This window comes from Petrocella atlantisensis (assembly GCF_900538275.1).
Classification (GTDB): Bacteria; Bacillota; Clostridia; order Lachnospirales; family Vallitaleaceae; genus Petrocella; species Petrocella atlantisensis.
Genome location: NZ_LR130778.1, coordinates 2,823,120 through 2,848,584, shown reverse-complemented (window position 1 = coordinate 2,848,584; position 25,465 = coordinate 2,823,120). Strand labels below are relative to the sequence as shown.

At 37.3% G+C, this 25,465-nt stretch carries 23 protein-coding genes and 1 tRNA gene; 7 read left to right on the top strand and 17 right to left on the bottom strand.

The genetic code is table 11. The features are described from left to right. Nucleotides 1-136 precede the first annotated feature (136 nt). From PATL70BA_RS13155 to PATL70BA_RS13115, 9 genes are all read right to left on the bottom strand, one after another. Complete coding sequence (locus PATL70BA_RS13155; protein ID WP_125137797.1) at nt 137-841, bottom strand: ABC transporter ATP-binding protein; 705 nt, start codon at nt 839-841, stop codon at nt 137-139. After that, nucleotides 842-1,603, bottom strand: coding sequence for an ABC transporter ATP-binding protein (locus PATL70BA_RS13150; RefSeq protein WP_125137796.1), 762 nt, complete (start codon nt 1,601-1,603; stop codon nt 842-844). It abuts the gene before it with no gap. A 15-nt stretch (nt 1,604-1,618) separates the two neighbouring features. Continuing rightward, entirely contained in the window at nt 1,619-2,665 is a 1,047-nt protein-coding gene (locus tag PATL70BA_RS13145; RefSeq protein ID WP_125137795.1) for a branched-chain amino acid ABC transporter permease, read from the bottom strand. A gap of 2 nt (nt 2,666-2,667) precedes the next feature. Then, complete coding sequence (locus tag PATL70BA_RS13140) at nt 2,668-3,561, bottom strand: branched-chain amino acid ABC transporter permease (RefSeq protein ID WP_125137794.1); 894 nt, start codon at nt 3,559-3,561, stop codon at nt 2,668-2,670. Between the two features lie 236 nt (nt 3,562-3,797). Further along, nucleotides 3,798-4,970, bottom strand: coding sequence for an ABC transporter substrate-binding protein (locus PATL70BA_RS13135; RefSeq protein ID WP_125137793.1), 1,173 nt, complete (start codon nt 4,968-4,970; stop codon nt 3,798-3,800). Between the two features lie 194 nt (nt 4,971-5,164). Further along, entirely contained in the window at nt 5,165-6,178 is a 1,014-nt protein-coding gene (locus tag PATL70BA_RS13130; protein ID WP_125137792.1) for a pirin family protein, read from the bottom strand. Nucleotides 6,179-6,211: 33 nt separating this feature from the next. Continuing rightward, on the bottom strand, nt 6,212-6,676 hold the full coding sequence (locus PATL70BA_RS13125) for a YbaK/EbsC family protein (protein ID WP_125137791.1): 465 nt from the start codon (nt 6,674-6,676) through the stop codon (nt 6,212-6,214). Nucleotides 6,677-6,718: 42 nt separating this feature from the next. Next, a complete protein-coding gene (locus PATL70BA_RS13120; protein ID WP_125137790.1) occupies nt 6,719-9,874 on the bottom strand; it encodes an AAA family ATPase in 3,156 nt (1,051 codons plus the stop codon). Beyond that, nucleotides 9,874-11,040: an exonuclease SbcCD subunit D gene (locus PATL70BA_RS13115; protein ID WP_125137789.1), complete on the bottom strand. Its 1,167-nt coding sequence runs from the start codon at nt 11,038-11,040 to the stop codon at nt 9,874-9,876. Before PATL70BA_RS13115 ends, PATL70BA_RS13120 begins: the two co-directional genes overlap by 1 nt. A 160-nt stretch (nt 11,041-11,200) precedes the next feature. Here PATL70BA_RS13115 and PATL70BA_RS13110 point away from each other — a divergent pair, with 160 nt between their 5' ends. Both PATL70BA_RS13110 and PATL70BA_RS13105 read left to right on the top strand, forming a co-directional pair. Further along, on the top strand, nt 11,201-12,346 hold the full coding sequence (locus tag PATL70BA_RS13110) for an IS91 family transposase (RefSeq protein WP_172596071.1): 1,146 nt from the start codon (nt 11,201-11,203) through the stop codon (nt 12,344-12,346). Nucleotides 12,347-12,370: 24 nt separating this feature from the next. After that, nucleotides 12,371-12,607: a hypothetical protein gene (locus tag PATL70BA_RS13105; protein WP_125135716.1), complete on the top strand. Its 237-nt coding sequence runs from the start codon at nt 12,371-12,373 to the stop codon at nt 12,605-12,607. Between the two features lie 239 nt (nt 12,608-12,846). Here PATL70BA_RS13105 and zupT read toward each other — a convergent pair whose 3' ends face one another. Both zupT and PATL70BA_RS13095 read right to left on the bottom strand, forming a co-directional pair. Continuing rightward, nucleotides 12,847-13,704 (bottom strand): zinc transporter ZupT, encoded by an 858-nt coding sequence (gene zupT, locus PATL70BA_RS13100; RefSeq protein WP_125137788.1) that lies wholly within the window; start codon nt 13,702-13,704, stop codon nt 12,847-12,849. 266 nt (nt 13,705-13,970) lie between these two features. Further along, nucleotides 13,971-15,047 (bottom strand): fasciclin domain-containing protein, encoded by a 1,077-nt coding sequence (locus tag PATL70BA_RS13095; RefSeq protein WP_125137787.1) that lies wholly within the window; start codon nt 15,045-15,047, stop codon nt 13,971-13,973. Nucleotides 15,048-15,205: 158 nt separating this feature from the next. Between PATL70BA_RS13095 and srtB the strand changes: the two genes are divergently transcribed. Further along, nucleotides 15,206-15,925, top strand: coding sequence for a class B sortase (srtB, locus tag PATL70BA_RS13090; RefSeq protein WP_125137786.1), 720 nt, complete (start codon nt 15,206-15,208; stop codon nt 15,923-15,925). 99 nt (nt 15,926-16,024) lie between these two features. Here srtB and PATL70BA_RS13085 read toward each other — a convergent pair whose 3' ends face one another. The 3 genes from PATL70BA_RS13085 to ald all read right to left on the bottom strand — a co-directional run bounded on the left by PATL70BA_RS13085 (nt 16,025) and on the right by ald (nt 18,740). Next, the gene (locus PATL70BA_RS13085; protein WP_125137785.1) at nt 16,025-16,663 is read right to left on the bottom strand and encodes a zinc ribbon domain-containing protein; all 639 of its coding nucleotides are present in this window, start codon (nt 16,661-16,663) and stop codon (nt 16,025-16,027) included. 153 nt (nt 16,664-16,816) lie between these two features. Beyond that, entirely contained in the window at nt 16,817-17,596 is a 780-nt protein-coding gene (locus tag PATL70BA_RS13080; protein WP_125137784.1) for a M15 family metallopeptidase, read from the bottom strand. A 16-nt stretch (nt 17,597-17,612) separates the two neighbouring features. After that, entirely contained in the window at nt 17,613-18,740 is a 1,128-nt protein-coding gene (gene ald / locus PATL70BA_RS13075; RefSeq protein ID WP_125137783.1) for an alanine dehydrogenase, read from the bottom strand. Nucleotides 18,741-19,142: 402 nt separating this feature from the next. Between ald and PATL70BA_RS13070 the strand changes: the two genes are divergently transcribed. Beyond that, nucleotides 19,143-19,214: transfer RNA gene (locus PATL70BA_RS13070), tRNA-Gly, on the top strand. Between the two features lie 58 nt (nt 19,215-19,272). Here PATL70BA_RS13070 and PATL70BA_RS13065 read toward each other — a convergent pair. Both PATL70BA_RS13065 and PATL70BA_RS13060 read right to left on the bottom strand, forming a co-directional pair. Then, a complete protein-coding gene (locus PATL70BA_RS13065) occupies nt 19,273-20,553 on the bottom strand; it encodes a tyrosine-type recombinase/integrase (protein ID WP_125137782.1) in 1,281 nt (426 codons plus the stop codon). 139 nt (nt 20,554-20,692) lie between these two features. Beyond that, nucleotides 20,693-21,598: a site-specific integrase gene (locus PATL70BA_RS13060; RefSeq protein ID WP_125137781.1), complete on the bottom strand. Its 906-nt coding sequence runs from the start codon at nt 21,596-21,598 to the stop codon at nt 20,693-20,695. Between the two features lie 437 nt (nt 21,599-22,035). Here PATL70BA_RS13060 and PATL70BA_RS13055 point away from each other — a divergent pair, with 437 nt between their 5' ends. Both PATL70BA_RS13055 and PATL70BA_RS13050 read left to right on the top strand, forming a co-directional pair. Continuing rightward, a complete protein-coding gene (locus tag PATL70BA_RS13055; RefSeq protein ID WP_125137780.1) occupies nt 22,036-22,494 on the top strand; it encodes a hypothetical protein in 459 nt (152 codons plus the stop codon). Nucleotides 22,495-22,509: 15 nt separating this feature from the next. Then, complete coding sequence (locus tag PATL70BA_RS13050; protein ID WP_125137779.1) at nt 22,510-23,049, top strand: hypothetical protein; 540 nt, start codon at nt 22,510-22,512, stop codon at nt 23,047-23,049. Between the two features lie 132 nt (nt 23,050-23,181). Here PATL70BA_RS13050 and PATL70BA_RS13045 read toward each other — a convergent pair whose 3' ends face one another. Further along, on the bottom strand, nt 23,182-24,543 hold the full coding sequence (locus PATL70BA_RS13045) for a hypothetical protein (protein WP_125137778.1): 1,362 nt from the start codon (nt 24,541-24,543) through the stop codon (nt 23,182-23,184). A gap of 253 nt (nt 24,544-24,796) precedes the next feature. Here PATL70BA_RS13045 and PATL70BA_RS13040 point away from each other — a divergent pair, with 253 nt between their 5' ends. Further along, on the top strand, nt 24,797-25,411 hold the full coding sequence (locus PATL70BA_RS13040; RefSeq protein WP_125137777.1) for a type II toxin-antitoxin system PemK/MazF family toxin: 615 nt from the start codon (nt 24,797-24,799) through the stop codon (nt 25,409-25,411). Nucleotides 25,412-25,465: the final 54 nt, after the last annotated feature.

Below are 25,465 nucleotides of genomic sequence, written 5' to 3'. Positions count from 1 at the left end.
TTGAGGCTTTAACCATTATGGTTAAAACCTAAAACTAAGCTCACTAGTTCTCTTTCAATCTATAGATTACGTTGATGCTTTCGTAACTATATCTTGTAAGAGAAAGTTCGGCTATATAGTTTTGAGGCTTTAACCATTATGTTCCTAAATATGCTTTTTTGACTTCTTCATTGTTCAGTAAATCCATGCCTTTGCCTTCCATAAATACTTCGCCGGTCTCAAGGACATAAGCATAATCCGATATTTCAAGGGAAGCTTTGGCATTTTGCTCAATCAATAGGATGGTGACACCTTCTTGATTGATTTTCTTGATAATCTCAATAATATTTTTTACAATAAGTGGCGCCAAACCGAGAGAGGGTTCATCCATCATCAATAATTTGGGCTTGGTCATGAGCGCACGTCCAACGGCCAACATTTGTTGCTCGCCTCCTGACATGGTCCCTGCCTTTTGTTCCTGTCTTGACTTAAGTATAGGAAAGAGCTCAAATACCCAATCTAAATCCTTTTGTATTTCTTTTGCATCATTTCTTATATAAGATCCCAAAATCAAATTCTCAATTACGGATAGATTGGTAAAAACCCTTCGACCCTCCGGTACCAATACCAGATTTGATTTTACAATTTCTTTGGTTTGTTTACCTGTTATGTCTTTACCATTGTATATAATCTTGCCTTTTGACGGCTTCTCAAGGCCCATAATGGCTCTTAATGTTGTACTTTTTCCAGCACCGTTGGCGCCAATTAGGCTGATGATCTTGCCTTCCTCAACATCCAACGTGATGCCTCTAAGTGCATGGATACCACCATAATGAACGTTTAGGTTTTCTACTCTTAACATCTAGTCCACCCCCAAATAAGCTTCTATGACTTTTGGATCATTTTGTATAGCATCCGGAAGACCTTCTGCAATGGTCACACCATAGTCTAGAACATAAATCCGTTCACACACACCCATAACGACCTGCATGTGATGCTCAATCATTAAAATTGCAATGTCAAACTTGTCTCTAATTTCTCTTATGAAGCCCATCAACTCATGGGATTCTTGAGGGTTCATACCAGCTGCCGGCTCATCCAATAAGAGTAATTTAGGATCTGTTGCGAGTGCTCTTGCAATCTCAAGTCTTCTTTGCTTACCGTAGGGCAAATTAGATGACTTCTCATCCTTCAAATCATCTAGGCCGACATCTTTAAGCAGCGCCATTGATTTTTCATAGATCTGTTGCTCTTCCTTACGATAACCGGGTGTTCTTACAACAGATCCAAATAAATTGGATTTAAGCCTTAAATGATTGGCTATAATAACATTGTCAAGAACGGTCAATTCCTTAAAAAGTCTTATGTTTTGAAAAGTTCTGGCTATGCCGAACTTTGTAATCTCATGAGGCTTTAAACCTGTTACATCTTTATCATTATAATACACTTGACCTTTGGTTGGTTTATAAACACCTGTGATCATATTGAAAGCCGTTGTTTTACCGGCTCCATTTGGGCCAATCAAGCCAATGATTTCCCTATCGTTGATCTCAATATTCAAATCCAAAACCGCTGTCAATCCACTAAATTGCATCGTGATTTTGTCTGTCCTAAGTAACGCCATAATGTTCACACCCTTTTAAGCTGATTTTTTTCTGTTTCTCAAAAATTTCTTTTTCAAGAAATAGTCCCAGTTGAACTCTGCTCTTCCCATAAGGCCTTTGGGATAAAATAATATGACACCCATAAGCATTAGAGAAAATACAACCATTCTCATTCCGGGGATACCCGGTATATTAATAAATCCTAGATTAATCGGACTCTCTATGAATCTCAGCACTTCCATGAGTATGGTTACAGCCGTTGCTGAAATAATGGTGCCTGTAATGCTACCAATACCGCCAAGAACAACAATCAACAGTATATTGAAGGTCAAAATAAATCTAAACATATTGGGGTCGATGGCGCCAATAAGATGACCCAGTAGTCCACCCCCAACACCAGCAAAGAACGCACCAATAACAAAAGACATCATTTTATGTTTGAATAAGCTGATGCCCATTGCTTCAGCTGCAATCTCATCTTCACGTATGGCTTTAAAAGCTTTACCATACATACCATGGATCAGCCAAATCATAAAAAATATGGTTAAAATAGCAATACCCCATGCCCACCATGCGTTGGTATATCGGGTAATTCCTTTAAGACCTAATGATCCGTTGGTTAAGGTCTGTGTGTTTGTGATCACAACGCGTATAATCTCACTGAACCCTAGTGTGGCAATGGCCAGATAATCATCGTTGAGCCTTAATACAGGTGCGCCAATTAAAAAGGCAACGCCGGCTGCAACTAACCCGCCAACAATAAGTGCCAATGGAAAAGGCAGTTGAATCATCTTAATAAAAGGGTTAATCGGTGCCACATAAAAAACCGAATCTTTAAGTTCTGGGCTCATCGTCAAAAGTGCAGAAACATAGGCACCTACCGCCATAAAGCCGGCATGGCCTAAAGAAAAAAGACCTGTAAAACCGTTAATGAGATTCATGGATAAACCAAGAATTATATAAATACCACATAGTGTAAATATTTTTATCTTATATGAATCTAATGTTATGTTTAAAACCGCAATAATTGCGATTGTTACAATCAATAATAGAATGGTTAGTTGTGTTTTTTTATTTTTCATAATTACACCTTCTCCGCTATGTTTTTGCCCATGATACCTGTTGGCTTAACCAATAGAATGACGATGAGTAGCACAAATGCAAAAGCATCTCTATAGCCTGTCAACTCAGGAAAAACAGCAATGAGCATAATCTCAATGAGTCCAAGTATAAACCCACCGATGACGGCACCTCTTATGTCTCCAATACCACCAATTACGGCTGCAATAAAGCACTTAAGTCCCGGCATAACACCCATTAATGGTAATAAGCTTGGGTACTTTAAACCCCACATAATACCACCGATTGCTGCCAATGCAGAACCGATTGCAAAGGTAAATGTGATAATGAAGTTAACATCAATACCCATAAGTCTAGCTGCTTCATAGTCCTTCGAAACCGCTCTCATCGCCATGCCTGTTTTTGTTTTGTTTACAATAAACATAAGGACAGCCAAGGCAACCATTGTAATGATGGGTGTAATAAATGTGATGCTGACAACAGATACGTTGCCAATATGAATGATTCTATTGAATAAATCAGGTACCGGAAGTGATTTTGGGCGCCCGCCAAAAACCACGATGGCCAAATTCTCAATCAAGAAAGACGCACCGATTGCTGAAATCATAATAGACATTCTAGGTGAATTCCTAAGGGGCTTATATGCAGCCTTTTCAACCAGTACACCAAAGGCAATTGTTAGAATAATTGCAATAAAAAATGCAGCACCCCAAGGTAGCAAAAAGCTTGTCATCATATAAAAAGCCATGTAGGTACCAAACATGAAGATATCGCCATGGGCAAAGTTAATCAACCTAAGTATACCGTATACCATTGTGTAACCGATTGCCAAAAGTGCATAAAGACTTCCAAGGGAAATTGCGTTGGCCAATTGTTGTAAAAATAGTTCTAAATCCATAGAGCTTCTCCCTTAATTAGATTTGATGGATCAAATAAACATACATATGCTTATCTGGTCTCATACTTCCATGTAGAACAAAGAGGCTATGCCTCGTTTTGCAAAGCAAATTGTTCCGGCAGGAAAGATTTCCTTAAGTAGTTAATGCGATACTTCAACGCATTAACATAGCATAGGCTTTCCTTGAGAATTAAAAATCAATGCATAGGGATATGCCCCATGCATTGATTGAATTATTATTTTATTGGTTCTACTGTTGTCATGTACTTAAATAAACCGCCTTCAACCATTTTGATAACTGCACTCTTAACCGCATCACCATTCTCATCAAGGGTAATCATACCTGCAGCACCTTCAAAATCAGCTGTTGTTGCTAAAGCTTTTTGAATCTCAACAGGATCTGTGGATCCTGATCTCTTAATTGCATCTAGAATAACTAAATAAGCATCATAGCCAAGTGCCGTAACGGATGCAGGCTCTTTGTCATATTTAGCTCTGTATGCATCTAAAAATGTTTCTGATTCTGCTGTAATTGGAACATCACTTGTGAAGAATGTTGAGAAAGCAGCACCTTCAACAGCGTCTCCACCGATTTCTAAGAACTCTGGTGCTTCCCAAGTATCACCACCGATAAAAGGTGTTGTAATACCAAGTTCTCTGGCTTGCTTAATTAACAATGCTGATTCTGTGTAGTTACCAGGTGCAAAAATAACGTCCGGATTCAGTTGTTTGATGTTACTGAGTTGAGCAGAGAAATCTTGATCTCCGGTACTATAGTTTGCTGTACCAATAATAGCATCTGCATCACCAGTTAATTCAATAAATGCATCGTTGAAGTATTTCACAAGTCCTACAGAATAGTCACTTGAAATCTCTTGAATGATAGCAGCTTTTTTTGCGCCTAAGGTCTCAAATGCATACTTCGCCATAACAGTCCCTTGGAAAGAGTCGATAAAACATACACGTTGATAATACTCATTACCGATGGTTACCAATGGATTGGTAGCCGATGCTGCAACTGTAGGAATTTGTTTTTCAAGAACAATTGGTCCTGCTGCCATAGATAAGGATGATCCCCAGCTACCGATGATTGCATTAACATTTTCCTTATCAATCAACATCACTGCTGCATTAGCAGCTTCAACCTTGTCTGACTTATTATCCGCTACAACCAATTCAACCTTCATACCGTTAACTTCCGGATACAGTTCATTGGCTAAACGAATACCTTCTACTTCCATTTCTCCACCTGCTGCATTGGCACCGGTCATTGGCTCAAATACGCCAATTTTAATAACTTCTGTAGCACCACCTTCAGTGGTTGTGTCTCCCCCTTCTTCCTTGGGACCGGAACAAGCGACACTAAATAGCATGATACCTAACATAAGCATTGATATTACCTTTTTCATTTTCTTTCCTCCTGAATCTTGTTTTTTTTGTAATTCATCCCTCTATCTAAAAATCTTCTACATCTGAAGGTAGATACCTTCAAAGTCCACAAAAAAAGTGCCCTCCGGCTAATTACTAAGCTTCATTATAGGCCTTTCAATAACATAAGAAAACACTTTCTTCATCTAACTTTTTAAGTATAATGATACCGTATTCATTTGTCAAGAGGCGTTTCTACTGTACCATCGGCATACGATGCTCTTCGTCCCACTTGCCTATCATTTACCGGATCTGACCTGTCCCATGGCCAACCTCCAAATCGGGTTTTTTGATAGTCCATATAAGCATCTTGAATCTCTTTTTCACTGTTCATGACAAAAGGTCCGTACTGTACGACCGGCTCCCCGATGGGTTCTCCTTGTAACAGCAAAAGATAAGATTCTACATCACTGTTCTTGATGCTTATGTCAACATTCTCAATCTGCAGGCATTGACCCACTTGCGTTGGTTCGTCGTTAACCTTTATACCTTCTCCTTTATAATAATAGAGATTTCGGATCATGGTTTCTGACTTTCTTGGAAAACTTAGAACAGAATCAGGTGCCAGCTTAATCAGCAAAATATCGACGTGATGGTCCGGATCTTGCGCCCACGAATCCGGCGCTGGTTCAAGGGCTCTGTGTCCATCATATTCTCCGGCTATAATGGTCACCTCGCTCATAAGACTTCCCTCTCCATATGTAGCCTTCGGAATCTCTTCATGCCACAGCATTTTATAATGGGGATCTACGAACTTGTCTTTCCTGGGAAGATTCAACCATATCTGAAACAGATGTAAAGTGTTGTCTTGTTGATCATGTACCAAAGGAAACATTTCAGCGTGCTGCATACCACTCCCCGCTGTCATCCATTGAACATCACCACCACCATATCTACCGGATGCCCCGGATGAATCATGATGATCCACAAATCCTTCAAGTACAATTGTCACAGTTTCAAAACCTCTATGGGGATGTTCAGGAAAGCCCGGTACCTGGTGCCCATGATACATCTTCCAGTCATTTTCCAAGTCAAAGTCCTGACCTAGCCTTCTTCCCTCTAAAGATGCTTCCGGTCCTTGATGGCTATTACCTTTTGGGTATAGATCCAAATGATGGACACAAAATAAAAAGGGATCTTGTGTCGGCCATTGAAATCCTAAAGGTTGTTTATTCATGATTGGGTTCATCTTGCTACCTCCTTTTTCTAATATCGTTTTATGCTATTTGCAAACATCAACAAATTCCAAAGCTTTACCATAAGTATGGAGTTCATCTATCGTTAGTTCTATGGCTGAGTCACTGCTTCCACATGCCGGGTAGACTTTTTCATATGCCTTCAAAGATACATCTATATAAACCTTGACATCTTCATGCTCAATCGCAAAAGGACAAACACCACCTACTTCATGACCTGTAAAGTGTAGCACTTCGTCTGGTGATAGCATCTTGGCTTTGGTCATGAAGGTTTCTTTGAATTTACGATTATCCACCCTAGCTTCTCCTGCTGCCACTACCAAAACACATCCATCATCCTTTTTAAATGCGAGCGTCTTGGCTATTTTATCTGCCGCACAACCTATGGCTTCTGCAGCAAGTGCCACTGTAGCACTGGAGGTTTCAAACTCCATAATTTGATCTTCCATTTCGTATTGCTTAAAGTATGCTTTTACCTTTTCAATGCCCATAATCATGCCTTCCTTCTATTATATAGTGTTCTTATTTGTCCGTCACCCAGCAACAAATCTTGTATGACTTCCGATGTTCGTTCCAAGGACTTCAAGTCTTGTATCAATACGTTCTTTTAATTCTTGTACATGTGATATGATGCCTACTAACCTTCCTGTTTTTTGCAAATCCACCAAACAATTGATCGCACTGTCTAAGGATTCTTGATCCAATGTTCCAAATCCTTCATCAATGAACATGGTATCTAGCTGTACACCGCCTGCATAAGATTGAACAACATCCGCCAAACCAAGTGCCATGGAAAGTGATGCCATAAAGCCTTCACCACCGGACAAAGTTTTTACATGCCGGTTCATACCTGTATAATTGTCATAGACTTCTAACTCCAGACCACCTTTAGCATTTCGCCTTTGTAGTTCTTGTGTTCTGGATAACAGATAACGACCATCAGTCATCTGAGTCAGCCGTAGATTTGCCGCCACAATAATATCTTCAAGGAATGCTGCCAATACATAGCGCTCAAAAGTTATGCGGTAGGTATTATTACCTTTTGCCATATTGGATAAATGACCCAAAACCTGATGCTCTTCTTCTTCATTTCTTATCTTTAGATTGCGTACCTTAACATGTTCTAACATCAAACTGTTATTTTTAATTCTGCTGACAATAACGCCTTTTTGGTCTCCGTAGGCTTTGGTTTTTTGACGTAAAGTCTCAATTGTACTTTCAAAACTAGCCAAATCCACTATATGCTGGTCTTTCGTCTGATGCCTTAGTGTTTCATAGCTTTTTGTGAGACTATGAAGTTGCTTGGTATGGTTTTCTATGGTTGCTGTATTATATTCAATATCTTCGTCTGTCATTTTTGCTTTTGTATACGCATCAGCATTTTCAAATCCTTTTTGACGAAGTTTGAGAAAAAAAGCATCTTCTTCTTCCTTTAAGCGTTGGGTTAGAAAAATAATATCTTTATTATATTGCCGCTTCTTTGTTTCAGTGGTTAATTGTTCTACTTTCAATTTATCATAGTTTTTCTTAGCTGTCTCTAGTTGATTTTCCATATCTTGTAAAAGAGATTCTTGAACTTCAATGGCTTTCATTAGGTCCTTAAGATTTCTTAATTCGCCAGGCACTTCCTCGTATATATATTTAAGATTTGACTGTTTCTCTGTTAATTGACTTCTTATCTTAAGAATATCTATGGCAACCTGCTCTTTAAGGGTCTCTGTTTGATTAATCTCCAGCTTTTTCTTTTTGATATCGTCAGCAATAGTAACGGATTGTTCTGCCAATTTTTCTATAGAGGTCATTTTCAACGCCATACTCTGTAACGTTACTTCTCGTGACTTTAGTTCTTCTACAAAATAATTTTTCTCATCCTCAAGAAGCATCCCTTGGATTTGTACAAACATATTTTCTGATAAGTTTTGGATATTTTCATGATATATGGACTTGGTTTTTCTTAGACGTTCTTCCAATACACTTATTAAGTTGTTTTGATCATTGTAGCGCACCCTGCAGACTTTTACTTCTTCTCCTAGAGACTTGATATCTTCTTCTGTTACTTCATTCCCACTAAAAGTGGCTGGATCTATGTGGTCCTTAGCACCACATACTGGACATGGATATCCGTCTTTTAAATCACCGGCAAATATGGCTGCCATGTTTTGCAGAAATTCTTGATGGCTTTTCTCGTAGTTTTTCTCAAGCGTTAATAAGGTATGTTGCAATGCATCCTGCTCTTTTTTTGCTTTTTCATAGTCCTCTTTTTCATGATGAATCTTATTTTGGAGATCTAGGATTTTATTCAGATCTTTTTTTTCGTTTTTTATTTTTTCGAGTTCAGTTCTTTTTTCTACAATCTCTAGGCGTGCTTGATCCGCCTTTTCTTTATCCAACATAAGCTGTTCCATCTTTTTGTGAGACCTTGTCAACATATCTTTTTGCTTTTGTTCTTGATCTTCCAAGCTTTTTAATACAACTTCAAGCTCTTTAACTTTATCTTCTATGGACTTAAGGTTTTTAACTTTATCTTCATAGGATTTCAGACGTAGCGCTGCCTCAGACTGCTTACGGCGATCTTCTTTTCTTTTTGTCGACATTTCCTCTTCATATTGTTTAAGAGCAGTGTCTAGTTGTGATTGGAGGGTTCTAATCTTGTGGTCTGATTGTTTATATGCTTCCTTTTTGTCGTCAAGATCCGTTTTCCTCGTATGAATATTCTTTTCCAGAGGCTCAATATTCTTTGCTTCCATAGCTTGCTTGACTTGCTTTATAAGTGTTGTTATTAAGGGAACTTTTATTTTTTCTTCATCTAATGCCTTTTGGATTTTATTCTTTTCTTCAATTTTTTTATTGATTTCTTTAGCCTTTTCACGTCTTTCAATCTCTGCTTCAAGGGCTTGACTTTGAATGCTTATTTCCGCTTCTATATTTTCAAGTTCTAATAGGTCTTTATTGTTCATCTCTTTTGTTTTATTAAGAATCTCTTCAACCGGCTTATCTTGGGCTTGTATCATCAAGCCTAAGGCTTCATTGTCCGCCCAATCTATGTTGGTGATATCATGGTCTCTGATTTCTTTATCCCGCTTAATACTATTCATTAACGTGTTTGATTTTGCTTCTAAACGGTTTTGAAATAAACTGTACATACTTGTATCAAAGAGTTGTCTAAGGACACTTTCTCGTTCTTCACTAGAGGATGTCAACAATTTTTGAAACTCGCCTTGTGGAATCATCATGATTTGCCTAAATTGTTCTGCATTGATGCCCAGAAGAGATTCTACTTTTTCATTGACTTGTTTAACACCTATTATGATGGTTTTTGGTTCTTGATCAAAGATGGTTAAAACTGCCTCCGGTTTTTGTTCAGTTGTACCTTCACCTCTCTGTTTGGGCTTTTCTTGTTTTGGGATGCGATGAATAAGGTACTTCGTACCTCTAAGCTCAAACTCTAGTTCTACTTCTGTCAATACGTCACTCTCTGAAAACTGGCTTCTTAGACTTTCTGCTGTACGCATATGACCGCTACATTCTCCATATACTGCAAAACTGATGGCATCAAAAATAGTGGTCTTTCCTGAACCCGTAGGCCCTGTAATTAGAAATAGATTCCTATGCCCCAACTCTCCAAAATTAATTATTTCCTTATTTTTGTATGGCCCAAAAGCGGTCATGGTTAATTTGATCGGTCGCATTATAACGCCCTCCCCTCTTGTTCCAATGCATTCATGACACCTGCAATTACGTCTCTCTTTTCATCTGTGAAGGCTTCTGCAGAGACATTTTCATAGAACTCACCGAAGAGTTCCAAAATACTTTTCTTTGCAAATGCATGCCCTGCTGAGGTCTGCATCATACCGGCTTCTCTTTCAAAAACTTCTCTTTCAATTTTTAAGATATTTGGGTATATGGATCTTAGCTTTCCAATCGCATCCATAATCTCCCCTCGGTCTGTTAATATTGCCATTATATAGTCCTTTGTATTCGTACCTGCATATATTTTAGGATCCATCAGATTTTCAAGTTTGCCCTTAATGATTCTCATGTCTTTTAAGGGGTTTAAACTGATTTGCTTTATGGTAACGCTACCGCTACCATCCATGTCTACCATAGTCATGGATTTCTTCTGATTGGCTTCGGAAAATGAGTATTTGAGTAGGGACCCAGCGTAACGAATATGTTCATGTTTGACCTTTTGCGGCTTATGCAAATGGCCCAGCGCCACGTAATCAAAGCCTTCAAAATAGCGTACATCCACATATTCAGATCCACCAATAGATAACGGTCTTTCAGACTCACTCGTTTCCGCTTCCATAGCACCCATAACAAAACCATGAGCAATACAAATATGTCGACCATTAGCAGGTTTATTGGCCTGTATATCTGAGATTATCCTTTTCATAGCCGTTTCATGATCCTTAATGCTTTCATCGTCATAGATTTCTCTAATTATGGCTGGTTCTCCATAAGGAATCGGATAAAAATAAACCGGTCCATTCTCATCTTCTATTACGATTGGCACAATGACTTTTCTGATATTTCCATGAATATGAAGTCCTTGATCCATTAAAAGTCGGCTAGCGAACCCAACACGATTCGAGCTGTCATGGTTACCTGCAATGGCAATGATTTTCAACTTATGGGTTAAGACTGCCTCTGATAAAAAGCTATCTAGAACCTCTACCGCTTCAACGGGTGGTATTGAACGGTCATATATATCTCCGGCAACAATCATGACATCCGGTTTTTCTTGTATTATTAAATCCATTAATTGGTCAAGCAGATATTTTTGATCTTCTGTCATATGAATCCCATGGACCAATTTACCGATATGCCAATCCCCTGTATGTAATATTTTCATCTAATCTCCTCCCCACTATTTCACTTGACGCATACAAGAAAAGCGTTCTAACGAACGCGTTAAAAAGCTGACTCTTTACGTGAGTTGGCTTTTTTAACATTCTTCTTCATTTTATATTGTTTTATTGATGATTTTTTGTTATAACATTATTGGTGATGTTATGAACAGTAAATCTTTTAAGATAAAAGATATTTTTTCAGACCGTTGGGATGATTTTGTTGCTCTAGGTTATCCTCTACGTCCCGCTATTTTACATAATGTCAGAAAAATCATTAATTGTGGTGATCCTTCCATGGGTCATGCTCTTTATTTTTGTGACCATTGCGGCAAAATAAAGCATGTTCCATTTACTTGTAAAAGTCGTTTTTGTAATTCTTGTGGTGCCAAATACATTCAAGACAGAGCTGCTTCTATATCTTCCAAACTTATTCAGTGTGAACATCGTCATATTGTTTTTACCATCCCTAAAGAACTTCGCCCTTTTTTTCGCAAGGATCGTTCCTTACTTCATCTTCTTTTTCATGCTTCTGCTGCAACTATTCATGCTTGGTTTTACTCCATTAATAAATCTGAATCTTTCAAGCCTGGTTTTATCTCTACACTTCATACTTTTGGCCGTGACCTTAAATGGAATCCTCATATTCATATGCTTATTACTGAGGGTGCTTCTGGTAATAAAACTGTTTGGCGTAAAATACCTCACATCCCTTTCACTATGCTTCGTAAACGTTGGCAAACTACTTTACTTGACTTACTACATCGTTATCTAGGAGATTCTTTTTATAAACTTAAGACTTCCTTATTCAAAACTTATCCTTCTGGCTTTTATGTCTATGCTAAATCTAACATGCTTTCTAATTCTGTTGATTCAATTAAATATATTATTAGGTATACTGGCAGACCAGCTATGGCTCAGTCCAGAATTCTTGATTATGATGGTGAATTCGTAACTTTTTTTTATAATCGTCATGAAGATAATGAAAAAGTAATTGAAAAGATACATGTCTTTGATTTTTTTAAACGTCTAATAGTTCATATTCCTGATGAGCAGTTTAAAATGATTCGTTATTACGGGTTATATGCCAAAAAATATAAACATTCTTCTAAGCTATTTTTACTTATGACTGCATCTAAACGTAAATTTTTCAAACAAAATTCTCATTGGCGTGCACGTCTACTTCTTCATTTTGGTATCGATCCACTCAGGTGCCAATGTGGTAACACAATGAAACTTCTAAATATTTTTGCTACTTCTAAAACCCACCTTCTTGATAAACCGCCTCCTCAGCTTTATAATAGTGCTTAGCATAATTATGGAGGTTAATTAATAATGAATATTTTAGAAGGCTTTACTAAAAATGATGATCTCGTTGAATTTATCTGTACTAAATGTAACTACTCTTTGTGGGTTCCGCGTTTCATTGTAGAAGAATTAGAGCAAGACAATATTTTTGATGGTCTAGATCCATCAACACCACCACAACCAGATTGCCAAGTTTGTGATGGTGCCATGACACCTAAATCTTATATTGGTGTTCGTGGTATAAAGTACGAATATAATAAATAAGTTATTCTTGAATATATCCAAGGTTTATTTTTTATGCCCTAAAAAATATACTCCTTGTTTATTAGGAAAGTAGGACTTTCCTAATAAACAAGAAAAGAAGCTTCGCTTCGTTATGAGCTCTGCTCATATTTCTGGACGGTTCGATAGGAAACTTCCTTGATAGTTTACATAGCATTGTCTTTCCTAGAGAATAATAAAACTCGAAGGGCCAAGGTAACTGTCCGCTCCGAGTTAAGTTTTTATGCTAGCAGGACCAAGCTTAGGGCCATGACTGCCATGCCACTGATTAACCCATAAATGGCTAAATGATGTTCTCCATATTTTTCAGCAGTTGGTAAGAGTTCATCCAAAGATATGTATACCATAATCCCGGCAACGCCAGCAAAAATAATGCCAAATAATAAATCACTCGTTATTCTCAGTAATAAGAAGTACCCGACTATGGCACCCACCGGCTCTGATAGACCTGATGAAAAAGATAATTTGAAGGCCCTTTTCTTACTGCCTGTTGCAAAATAAATGGGTACGGATACAGCAATACCCTCTGGAATATTATGAATAGCAATCGCTATGGCTATACTGATACCTAGGGTTGGATTTTCAAGGGCTGCAAAAAAGGTTGCCATACCTTCTGGAAAGTTGTGAATGGCTATGGCTAACGCAGAAAAAAGTCCCATACGTAATAGATTTTTATCTTCCATGACCTTAATTTTGGGCGGTTCATAGCCTTCCGTCTCAACCAAATCATCTAACGCTTTAATTTCAGACAAATCATGTACCTCATGAGGATTCTCATAACTTGGCACCAACTTGTCAATAAGAGCAATTATGGCTATACCGCCAAAAAATGCGAGCGTTGTCAGCCATAGACCGCCTGTTACACCAATAACCTCTGTTATAGAATCCCTTGCTTTTGGAAATATCTCTATAAAAGATACATAAATCATAACACCTGCTGAGAAACCTAAAGCAATTGATAGAAATTTTTTATTGGTCTGCTTTGTGTAAAAAGCAAGGGCACTTCCTATACCCGTCGATAAACCGGCAAACAAAGTTAAGCTAAACGCAAACAATACCGTTTGCCATGAATAATCCATATACTGTCCTCCTTATTATGCGCATCATATATGTCTCTCTATAAAAATGTCAAAATTAGCGTAATTATTAATTTTGACCCCTTTACTCTCTTATGATTATAACATTATTCCAAGAAATGTGGCAATGTGTGTTTCAAAGAATAGTACATAGCGAAAACCATCTTACACCAGGTTATGGTAAGATGGTTTTCTTATTCTGTCATTTGCATTCATAAATTATGTAAATATTAAGTTAAACGATGTCCTACGATTGACTAGAACAAAATCTAGATTTCAGATTTTCTTTTTCTGATAGCCCATGCATATGATCCTACGATAAATGAAATACCTATAAGGCTTATACCTAGAATGTTTATTTCACCTGTTTTTGGAACTGCTGTAACTGCTTGATTTACTTCTACGAGCGTGAAATCATCTGGTACCAATACTTGATCAATCACATGAACCACACCGTTACTTGCCATGATATCTGCCATGATGACATTCGATGAATTAATCTTAACACCATTACTAATTGATGCAACCACTTCGTTACCATTTAAAGTACCTGCCCTAAGTCCCTCTGTTAAGTCAGTGCTTAGAACCTGTCCACTTATGACATGATAGAGAAGAACTTTACTCAAATCCGGTTGTGCCATTAAGGTTTCAGCACTGATACCTAGTTGAGATAATAAAGATTCAAAAGCTGCGTTGGTGGGTGCAAATACTGTGAATGGACCTTCGGCCATCAAAGCTTCTACCAATCCTGCTCTTTGTAACAAGGCTACCAGCATACTGAAATCATCATTACCCAGTGCAATTTCTACAATGCTAGGATTTGCTGCAACAGCTGGTGCTTCTTCAGGTATAGGTTGACTTAAAACAAAGTCAGACGGAACAAGTACTGTATCAATGACATGGATAACACCATTGGTCGCTGAAACATCTGCCGATACAACATTTGCATCATTAATCTTGACACCATCACTTAAGTCTATTGTAATATTGTTACCGTTTAATGTTGGTGCCATCATACCATCACTTAAATCCGTGCTGAGTATTCTACCGCTTACCACATGATAGAGAAGTACTTTACTTAAATCGGGATGTGCAAGTAAATCACCTGCTGATATGCCAAGTGCATTTAATAATTTTTCAAAAGCTGCATCCGTTGGTGCAAATACTGTAAATGGACCTTCGCCTTGTAGAGCGCTAACAAGTTCAGCTTCTGTGAGAGCTGCAACAAGCGTTGTAAAAGAACCATTGGTGACGGCTACATCGACGATATCACCTTCAGCTGCCATAACCGGTGTGTAACTAAAAACCATCATAAGTGCCATTAATAAACTTCCTATTTTCTTCATACTGTTTACCTCCTATAAAAATTTGATATATGTTTGTATTGGTTAATTTGAATTTATCACTTTACGTGATATTTGTCAAGGGTTATTGACAATTATTTTCAATAGTAGTGGATTTTTCATTTCACTATGTGATATAATTCTATAAAGGAGATGATTTCATGCTATTAAATACCATTCGATTCTTTATTGTCATTATAATTGTTCTAATAAATTTCACCCGTTCAAATACGAATGAACCTATTGTACTGACCGCTCCGTCATACCTCATTGAAGTGCCACAAATTCCTACTCCAGAATTAAAAGACGATTCATTTCATATTAGAGCTAACCCAAGCATTGAACTACTTAATAAGAATAAGGATTATGTCGGATGGATTCAGATTGAAAATACTATCATTGATTATCCAATTCTCAAAGGTCCTGATAATGATTTTTATCTTAGTAGAAATTTCGAACAACAACCGGCAGACGCCGGAAGCATCTTTATGGATTATCGTAATTTCGGATTTGGGTTTGACCAACACACGATTGTCTACGGTCATAATATGAAAAACGACTCAATGTTTGGGCAGTTAGATCTTTATTTAGATTCTAGTTTTGCTCTTGCCAATCCTATTATTTATATTCAAGATTTATATGGTCTTCGCAAATACCAGGTATTCTCCAGCTATTATGCTACAGCTGACGTTGATTTGATACAAACAGATCTTTCCACTATAGATACAGAACATTTTTACTCAAAACTCATTGAAAAATCCGGAATTGATTATGACCTCTATCCAAATACAAGTGACCGCATTTTGTCATTGGTCACTTGCAACTATGATGTTAATGATGGACGCTTATTCGTTCACGCCTTTGAGATAATCGATCTATAATAATCTGTTACTTAGAATAAAAAGAAAAAATCCAAGAGTATAATATTACGCTCTTGGATTTTTTCCTTAATATAAGTTTTGAGATTTTAATCCATATTTTTAATAGTAACTGCCACTATCCACTACAGAATTAAACAAAAGTGCTATCGCTGATCCAAATACGATACTTAAAATGACTAAGACAATGAAAATAATCAAATACGCTTGGAAGAATGTTTTTCTACTTCGATTACCATTAGACCCAAATGCCCAAACAAAAACCATAATGATGTTCACCAGTGGAATTAACATAACCAGAAAAGTTCCAAGCCATCCTAAAACCGTCATTGGTTGATTGTTTTTATCATTTAGATCTACGCCAACAGCATTGTAATGTGGTTGCTGATTCATATTGTTGACTTGTGGCGTTGGCATTGGTTGTGGCGTCGGTTGTGGCGTCGGCTGTGGCGTCGGCTGTGGTGCTTGTTGTGGTGTTGATGTTGGTGCCGGTGTCGGTTGTGGTGCCGGTATTGGTTGTGGTGCCACTGGTGTCGGTGGGGGTGCCACTTGAGGTACTGGCACTGGTATTGGTACTGGCTGTGGTGCTGATTGTGACATATTATCCGGTTCTTCTTGACTCGCCTGCATTTCAGCAATTGTTACTGCTGATTGTCCACTTGGCTTTTCAGTTTTTGCGCCACATTTTGTACAGAATTCAGAATTCTCTTCTAACTCTTTGCCGCATTGATGACAAAACATATTAACGCCTCCATCTTCCTCATAAATAAATTCTTTTTATATTTAAGGCATCTACTTTGACACCTTAAACTTTTACTAACCCTAACATTATTATACCAATTTCATGGTCAAATTCAAGCATAAGCTGAAATCTTGCACGTGCTGAAGTTTGAGTCATTCATTTAGACCTTCTATTTTAATATCAAAGTGCTGAAAGTCTTTACTGTTTTTCCAGTCACCGCCCCACGAAAACCCTCTGGAGATAAAAGCCTCATAGCATACATCCCCTTTAGTAATCATGCCTTTTACTGGCACTTCTCTATCTACATATGACGTACCTTCCGCGGGATAAACACCATTTTTAGTAACATAAGGATTCACCAATGGGTTAATGTCGATGGCTAAGCCATAGCTATGATTCGAGAGGTTATTTGTTCCTTCTACCACCCGGTAATTAAAAGCTGAAGTATTATTATCAACCATTGATCGATTATCATCCCCATCATAGACATCTATTAATTGAATTTTTTCTATAGGAAATTCAGCCTCATGAAGTTCTTCAAAAATATCCAACACTTTTTGATCAATTGCTTTATGTACAATGAGTTGACCTTGATGCTCTAAGTCATCAAAACCATAATACACCACCTGAACCAATCTTAAATCTGAGAACTCAACCTGTGTATTTTCATGATAAGACTTACCCAACATATTTACCTGCACCGTTTCGTCTAATTCAAATATACCTGTCTCCATTTTAGGAGGAGCAGGGGGTATTTCTATGTCTTCATTTACCGGTAACAAGGCAGTACCTTCTTCACCCTGTTCAAGTACTTTCTTAGATTCATCTATGATTAAGTCTGACGGTAATTGTTTTTGCTTATCCTCATTTATATTTAATATAAAGATCAATAATAAAATGATGCCAATCCCTATACCTACTAATTTCTTCATCTTTGTTTCTCCTTACTCACACACCATCATTAAAGAGGGTCATGACCGCTCTCATCTCATAACCAAAGCTTTCTGCTACTTGCCGATATGTAATATAGCCTTTGAAAGTATTTACGCCTTTTCTTAAGGCTTCATTAACCGTAATAGCACCTTCAAATCCTTGGTCAGCAAGTAAGAGCGCATAAGGTAATGTTACACCTGTGAGGGCGAAGGTAGATGTTCTAGGGACTGCCCCCGGCATGTTGGCAACTGCATAGTGTACAACACCATGTTTAACATAAGAAGGGTGGTCATGGGTTGTAATACGATCTATGGTCTCAACCGAACCACCTTGATCAATGGCAACATCGACAATGACAGCTCCATCCTTCATAGACTCAACCATCGAGGACGTTACGAGCTTTGGTGCTTTAGCACCGGGTATTAAAACAGCCCCAATTAGCAAGTCTGCCTTTTCGACGGCTTTAGCAATATTATATGGGTTTGAGTATAGTGTTGCTACCCGACCATTAAATATATCGTCTACGTAGGCCAATCTTTTGGGACTGATATCCAACAGTGTTACATGAGCACCAAGGCCAACAGCCATCTTTGTTGCGTTTAAACCGACGATGCCTCCACCTATGACAACCACTTCTCCCGGCATAACACCCGGAACACCACCTAAGAGAACACCACAACCACCTGTATATTTTTGTAACATAAAGGCACCTACTTGCGTAGCCATTCTGCCGGCTACTTCACTCATTGGCGTCAACAATGGTAGACTATGGTCTTCAAGTTCAACGGTTTCGTAAGCGATTGCTGCTATCTTTTTTCTTATCAATACATCGGTCAATTCTTGGTTAGGTGCTAAATGTAAGTAAGTAAAAAGTATCTGACCCTCTTTTAGCCTATCGTACTCAATAGGTATGGGTTCTTTGACTTTCATAATCATTTCTGCTTGGTTAAAAATATCATCTGCAGTGTTTAAAATAGTTGCACCTGCTAAAACATAAGCTTCATCTTCAATACCACTACCAATCCCTGCTTTTGTCTCTATAAGTACAACATGGCCCTTTTCTGTCAATGTATGGACGCCTGCCGGTGTTAATGCTACTCGATTCTCATTGTTTTTTATTTCCTTTGGCACACCAATAATCATATATAAGCCTCCTCGATAACATATTTATATTCGTATTTATAATAAAGTAAAACGATAAAGAAGATTGTGTTGACCTTTCACAGATTGGATCTTATAGAAACTTAGTTTCAACTCTATAATTATCATATCATAAGATTAACACAGCTTCAATATGATTGCCTTATATATTCAAGCGTTTGACTTGAATGCTAGTATTTTTTACTACCATGCATATAATATTCGATAATATTTATACAATCGTATTTATGGACCTATATTTATTATTTGATAACGGTCTTTGCCTTCTATATATAGGCAAACACTGTTATCATCCTGGCAAGCTATAAAAATTCTTTTAAAAAAGACTTGACCTTAGACTTCTTACTGGTTATAATAATACTTGCTTCAATGGTAGTCCATTATGCGCGAATGGCTCAGTGGTAGAGCATCGCCTTGCCAAGGCGAGGGTCGCGAGTTCGAATCTCGTTTCGCGCTTTGTACAAAAGTCCTTCAAACTCCTATAAATAGGTGCTTGAGGGATTTTTTATTTTCTTTAGGAATTAGTCCCTCTTAGTCCGTTAATCCCTGAAAAGCAATTCTTCAACATTTCTCTATTCTCTTTATCTTTCTTAATATTGTAGATGTATTCATCTGTCGTTTTTTTGCTTGAATGACCGAGATACTCACGAATATAACCAATGTCAAATCCACCATAAAACATTTGAGATGCAACTGTTCTCCTGATGTCATGGGCAGACTTCACTTCTACCTCAGGTGCAAACGTCTTCCACATCTTTGTAATACGATATGTAAAGGCACGAACTGTATAGCGTCCTCTATCATCAACAAAAAGATAGCCGTCATCTTCAAATCCATTTTCACGGTTAATAGCAATGACTTCTTTAATCCATTCAATCTCGACGTCAGTAAGCTGTAGCCAACGTTTGGCATATTTATTCTTACCTTTGCCATGTGGCACTACAGTAATAATCTTTTCCTTTTTGCCGTTTGGTAACTTAATCTTCTCATAAGATTCCATACGATTGATATAGATTTCTTTGATATCGAAGTTGATGTCGGATTCCTTGATAGCCGCTATTTCAGCAACACGTACACCCTTGGTAAATAAGAGCTTGATACCGTGCATTACAGTGATATCTGGGTATTTCTCCATTTCAATGTTTAAAGCCTTGAACATGGCATCAATCTCATCTTCATAGAAAATGCGGGTTTTGGCGGATTTCTTTTCTTCTGGGATACAAGCCTCACTATTGATTTCTGCATCGTCGAATGAACTATAAGAAATGATTCCCTGCTTACAACCATACTCCATCATGTTTTTTAGAATAACTCTCATACCACAGAGCAGTTTATAAGTCATGCCTTCTTCGATTAAAGGGTTATAGAATTTCTCAAGGTCTTCTTTAGTAATCTTATTAAGTTGCTTTTTTGAAATAGGGTGAGGGAGATAATACTTGTTCAAATAGTCATCGTATCTGTCGATGGTGCTATCGACCTTACCTTTTGACTTGCGGTAATCAACCCATGTATCATAGAAACCAACCATAGTAGGTACCTGATTGATAGTATAATGGTCATATAGCTTATCATAAAGTTTCTCCTCGCTCATGGCTGAAATTTTGCGGTCGCTACCATCCTCTCTTTTGATATAGGTTTGCCAACGGCTACCCTGCTTTTTAGGTTCAGTGATTTTTGCTTTGTGGAGTTCTAATACTTTTGTACGTTTCATCTTTTTAATAAGTTCCGATGCGTCTTGCTCTGTAATTATACCACTCTTTAACATTTCCTTAATCTGTGTTTCGTAATTCTGCATTTCTTTGTCTCGCTTTCGTGCGTCAACTGAATTGATAGTTGATGCACTCTATGCAGTAGCATTACGAGATATTCGTAGCGAGATTAAGTTTGTAGGAGTTGCACAATCTACAAGAAAATTTCTTAGTCTATTATGTTAATTATGCTTTGTCCAGATAGTGTTCAGTACAGACATTGATTCGGTTATGTCCGAGGTCCTGCGTTAAGATGCTTAAACAATGGGCATCGTAGCGGTCTCGATAGTCTTCAACAAATTTATGCCCTTTAGCTTCTTCCTGTTCGATAATTTCAAGGTGCCTTGATTCTGCATATTCAGCCCTATAGCTGTGGTTATCGATTCTCCTGCTGAAATAATCAAACAAAGGCTTGTCTATCTCACGACCGTCAAGTATGTCTCGAACCTCCTTTTGTCTGTCTTCCAGTATATGAATAAATCGCTCACGTCCACCTTTTTCAACAACGTACAACAAGCAAGGAATTCCCTGTCGGTCTCTGACAAAGTTATCAGGTGTTATGACTTTCATTGATTGTCTGCGAATCCCTGTTGCTTGAGCTATGGTGATTTGTTGTTGATTCTTCAATCTAAGTCTATCTGTCAGATTAGCATTTGTACCATTCCTTGAGCGTGTTAACAGTTTATATGACCGTTTAGATAAACCGCCTTCCTTCTTGGAGAGATTTAGGGCTAATACCTTATTCAAGGCCGCCAAATCTCTGCTGATGGTATACGGTGATTTTCCTTCGGCTTCACGTTCTCTTAAGATGCTGTAACATACTTCTTTATCAACCTTTGAAATATCCTTAGATTGCCATATTTCAGGATAGTTAGACCTGAGTTTATCACCGACCATATTGATAACTTCACGGTAGGTATTGGCTGTTTTAACGCTATAGATACCTGGAGCCTTAAGGTTGTTGTAACCATGGCTTTTAGGGTCTGTATTAGCCTTGTAGAGCTTCTTACCTTCCGAGCGTTTTTGTCCTATACAAAGCTTTTCATTGAGCTTTTCGTTCATTATGATTTTTAGATTCTTCTTCCTTGCCATTAATCACCTCCGATTATATATTCCGATTGTCGAGTTCCATTAAGTCTAAATGCCTTGTTCTGGTAGCATAACCAAAGTGATTCTTAGTGCTTCATCTGCTCTGTTTCTACTTTTCCGCCCTCCTAACTGTTTAGATCCCCATTTTTCCTTGAAAAAAATGGGGACTAATCAGTTATCCAAATTCATCCTATATAAAGCTGACACAATCTATGTCTCCTTTCATTTGCTCCCGCCTTTCTCTGGCGGGAGACCCCTTGAATAAAATTAACCGATTAGTTATCCTTTTCCATTTATATATACTATGCGGTGGATTTTCAGATATAACTAAATCAACAAAGAAATTTATTTTTTTGCGAAAGTCGGATTTTACGTTTGTAGAAATTATCATTAGATTAGTGTATTATTGAATAGATGAGTATAAAGAAAGAGGGTATAAAATGATTAAAAAGCTAATGAACCTTGAATTAGAAACATTGGACACATTTGATAACTGGCCAACATGGACACGATGGTTTTTTGCACTACCAGTGTCTTTTGGAGCATATACTATTGTCTACTGGCTTGTGTCATTAATCAACCAATGGAAAATTACAGAGGATACTGTTTTAGGGACAGTATTTATGCATGTTTTCTTTGCACTGATTCCACTTTATATTTTTTACAACATCATACCAAAACATAAAATGGTGTTTACTGGTATTCTATCGGGCTTTTATTTGGTAATACATGGCTTCATGATTGTGGGCGGTGTGTTTTTCATAGTTATCGGTGAAAGAGAGTTCCTAAATCACTTTTCGCATAGTGTTCTACCAAGCCTATTAGGATTCGCAACTGTACTGGTTCTGTTAAACATGTTCAGAAAACATAGTAAACTATCTAAAGAAGAAGCTATATAATGGCGGAGGTAAATCATGTTCTGGAGAAAATATAATGTAAATAAGTTAGTTGCAAATTATGCATCATTCGTAACTGATGTATCTATGGCTGTCCTCCGAAAATACCAAGAAGTTACTGATAATCCTGTAGAAACAGATGATAGAATATTGTATTTGTACGAGTTTTTTAACTCTTATGGAATTGGATTTTTCAAGGAGAAACTAAATCAGAAGCAGTTTGATGAGTTTAAAGAGAAGCTCCATGACTGGAATAGTGAATTCTATACATCATCTGTTGAACAACACGGTGATAAATGGAAAGTTGAAATGCTTGAAGTTTTTGACCTGATTAATTCTGTTCAGCCACTGTATAATTATTTCGTTGATAATGGTGCTAACCAAAAATTCTGGATGGATGCTACACAACTCTTTATTTACAAGAATGTGGTTGGGAATGAAAATCCACTTGTCCTACACGGGATTACAGATACAATCACATTAACTACGGCTATGGTGGCACCTATGAATATGTATGGTCAGTTATTAAGTGATAATGTCTTACAACCATCGAAGTGATTTGATATCATAACCCCTGTCATTTATGTGAAATATGACAAAGTTTCCCCCAGACCCCCTTTCAAAAGAGTTCTTATATATTAAATAATCTAAAGACGTATTTCAGGAAACTCAAAGAGCTAAGAACACCATTTACAGTGTCCTTAGCTCTTTAGTGTATTTAGATACAGTGCCTTTTGATAAGCCTGTTTCAACAACGATATCTTTCTGTCTGTAACCTTCATCCAATAAAGCAGATATGATATTAAGGTTGTCAGCTTTTGCCTGTTCCCTTGAAGTTAAGCAGTTCTTGTTACGTCTATCAGCCCTTTCTCGTTTTAGCTGTCTATTTTTTCTGTTGTCCTTCGAAATGATTGTTTTTAAATCGTCCATTTCAGCTTCTTGTATACCTAACCAGTTGATAATAGTTTCATTCTTAAACTTATACCTTCGACCCTTTTTGACATGCTTTAGAATCTTTTTGTAGACTTCCTTTTCCTGCAAGGGCTTTGCCATAGAAAGATTCAACAAGAGTATATCTTCTTCCAATCTATCCGCATCCTCAAAGGCATTCATATGATGGATAGCATATAGGAACAAACCAACTTCCCGAACCCCTTCAACGTCAACCCTTGTCGTTAGTATGTGTTTTATGTCCTGTGCCCTATAGTAATTCAAAGTATACATATTGAACAGATTGCTGACTTTGCGACCTGATTTATTACGTTTCTTTTTCTTTGTAATCCGTTCGATGCCCAATTCTTCCGCTAATTCCCTTAAATTATACCTTTTCAGGTTATTCCAATCTAAATACTCATAATCTAAAATCTCAACCATATTTCCAGTTTTGTAATTATAGGTACCTGGGATTTTATTAACTCTTGTAATGTCAGAAGTTCTAAAATCAGACCCATATTCCATAAAACGCCTATTGAGCTTTTCTATTACCAACTTCCTAAGATTTATATTGCCTCCGAAAAACTTTGCTCTGACTGGTAACTGCTCCAACAAAAACACTAAACTTATTCCATTGCCTGTACTAATCCAGTAGGAAGGGGCAGGGTATTCAAAAAGCCCGTCCATTTTCATCAACTCGATGATGTTCATGGCAGGTAATTCATTAAGACCGCTGATATTGTAGAAATCTACATCTATCACAATTACGCTATTACTATAAGCTGTTTGTTCTAATCTTCTGTAACCACTAAATGTAGATTGGCTGATGTGTAAGCTACCTCTATAAATCATGTTCTTTATTTTGTTGGCAGACAAGCTAAAAGTATCATCAAAAAAATACTTTTCAAAGTCCTGATAACAAAAAGCTATATTACCATCATTGGCAGAGTGTATCGCTTTCAAGTGCTTCATTGCCTGCTCTGTTCGGATATCCAGTTTAAAGGCATCTATGTCATCATAAGAAACATACTCAACGCCTGTAGATTTACTGACTTCCTCTACTTCATCATTTAACTGTTGGACCCATAGTCCAAAATCATCTGTTGCTAAATTACTCATATATTAACTCCTTTCATATTTTCTACTGCTAAAATATGCAAGGAATTGATTTATATAACTGGATTGGGTGAAGTCGTTTAAAACAATTAGATTATGTACTATACTAAGCCTTAAAAAAAGTCCTCTTTTGAAGCATAAAAAACCACCTTTAGCGAAGGCGGTTTTGCATATGCAAACAATAATTCCTTGAGTGTATACGTTGGTTGGTTTATAATAAAATACAGATTAATAGAAAGAATCGAGGGAGAAGTATATGAATTTTAGTGATATAAATGTTAAGTGCGTGTATACTGTTGACTTTGACCCTGTAAGATCACCAGAGTTTGACAGAAAACACTTAGCTCTTGTTCTTAAAAAGAATAATGATTCAAGAACATGCGTGGTTATGCCTCTAACAAAAGTATCTAATGGAGTTGGAACAAATAAGGAGATGATTACTGTAATCAACTTACCAACTTCTTTAGCATCGAACCCAAGTTACGCCGTGTATAATCAAGTTCGTACCGTTAATGCAAATAGATTCATAAAGCTTAAAGAAGGTGGAACACCAATCGAGTCATCAGTAACTGATGAAACATTTGATTCTTTGTTTAAGTTGATGATACACGATATGACACATGATATTCCCGAAAAAAGAATAGAGCTTTACACTGATTTGTTGGTCGGTGAAAAAACCACTAAGATAAGGTCTCTAGCTTATGACGTAAAAAATAAAAGTTCGAATGAGGATGTTTCTTCCACAGAAATACAAATTCGAGAATTGATGGAGGGTATCGAGTTTATATTCACCAGCTCTGACTATGAAAATGGTATTGATGATATCATAAATAGTATTGTAGAAAATAAACTTGAGGAAATTGTTGAATAAAGTGCTGTAAGATGGTATAATCCTGTCTTTGACAGTTGTGAAACAGAAAAAGCT

Bases quoted from the DNA above. Each gene is read 5' to 3' on its own strand.
- PATL70BA_RS13155 (WP_125137797.1), bottom strand. From the start codon at position 841: ATGTTAAGAGTAGAAAACCTAAACGTTCATTATGGTGGTATCCATGCA.
- PATL70BA_RS13150 (WP_125137796.1), bottom strand. From the start codon at position 1,603: ATGGCGTTACTTAGGACAGACAAAATCACGATGCAATTTAGTGGATTG.
- PATL70BA_RS13145 (WP_125137795.1), bottom strand. From the start codon at position 2,665: ATGAAAAATAAAAAAACACAACTAACCATTCTATTATTGATTGTAACA.
- PATL70BA_RS13140 (WP_125137794.1), bottom strand. From the start codon at position 3,561: ATGGATTTAGAACTATTTTTACAACAATTGGCCAACGCAATTTCCCTT.
- PATL70BA_RS13135 (WP_125137793.1), bottom strand. From the start codon at position 4,970: ATGAAAAAGGTAATATCAATGCTTATGTTAGGTATCATGCTATTTAGT.
- PATL70BA_RS13130 (WP_125137792.1), bottom strand. From the start codon at position 6,178: ATGAACCCAATCATGAATAAACAACCTTTAGGATTTCAATGGCCGACA.
- PATL70BA_RS13125 (WP_125137791.1), bottom strand. From the start codon at position 6,676: ATGGGCATTGAAAAGGTAAAAGCATACTTTAAGCAATACGAAATGGAA.
- PATL70BA_RS13120 (WP_125137790.1), bottom strand. From the start codon at position 9,874: ATGCGACCGATCAAATTAACCATGACCGCTTTTGGGCCATACAAAAAT.
- PATL70BA_RS13115 (WP_125137789.1), bottom strand. From the start codon at position 11,040: ATGAAAATATTACATACAGGGGATTGGCATATCGGTAAATTGGTCCAT.
- PATL70BA_RS13110 (WP_172596071.1), top strand. From the start codon at position 11,201: ATGAACAGTAAATCTTTTAAGATAAAAGATATTTTTTCAGACCGTTGG.
- PATL70BA_RS13105 (WP_125135716.1), top strand. From the start codon at position 12,371: ATGAATATTTTAGAAGGCTTTACTAAAAATGATGATCTCGTTGAATTT.
- zupT (WP_125137788.1), bottom strand. From the start codon at position 13,704: ATGGATTATTCATGGCAAACGGTATTGTTTGCGTTTAGCTTAACTTTG.
- PATL70BA_RS13095 (WP_125137787.1), bottom strand. From the start codon at position 15,047: ATGAAGAAAATAGGAAGTTTATTAATGGCACTTATGATGGTTTTTAGT.
- srtB (WP_125137786.1), top strand. From the start codon at position 15,206: ATGCTATTAAATACCATTCGATTCTTTATTGTCATTATAATTGTTCTA.
- PATL70BA_RS13085 (WP_125137785.1), bottom strand. From the start codon at position 16,663: ATGTTTTGTCATCAATGCGGCAAAGAGTTAGAAGAGAATTCTGAATTC.
- PATL70BA_RS13080 (WP_125137784.1), bottom strand. From the start codon at position 17,596: ATGAAGAAATTAGTAGGTATAGGGATTGGCATCATTTTATTATTGATC.
- ald (WP_125137783.1), bottom strand. From the start codon at position 18,740: ATGATTATTGGTGTGCCAAAGGAAATAAAAAACAATGAGAATCGAGTA.
- PATL70BA_RS13065 (WP_125137782.1), bottom strand. From the start codon at position 20,553: ATGCAGAATTACGAAACACAGATTAAGGAAATGTTAAAGAGTGGTATA.
- PATL70BA_RS13060 (WP_125137781.1), bottom strand. From the start codon at position 21,598: ATGGCAAGGAAGAAGAATCTAAAAATCATAATGAACGAAAAGCTCAAT.
- PATL70BA_RS13055 (WP_125137780.1), top strand. From the start codon at position 22,036: ATGATTAAAAAGCTAATGAACCTTGAATTAGAAACATTGGACACATTT.
- PATL70BA_RS13050 (WP_125137779.1), top strand. From the start codon at position 22,510: ATGTTCTGGAGAAAATATAATGTAAATAAGTTAGTTGCAAATTATGCA.
- PATL70BA_RS13045 (WP_125137778.1), bottom strand. From the start codon at position 24,543: ATGAGTAATTTAGCAACAGATGATTTTGGACTATGGGTCCAACAGTTA.
- PATL70BA_RS13040 (WP_125137777.1), top strand. From the start codon at position 24,797: ATGAATTTTAGTGATATAAATGTTAAGTGCGTGTATACTGTTGACTTT.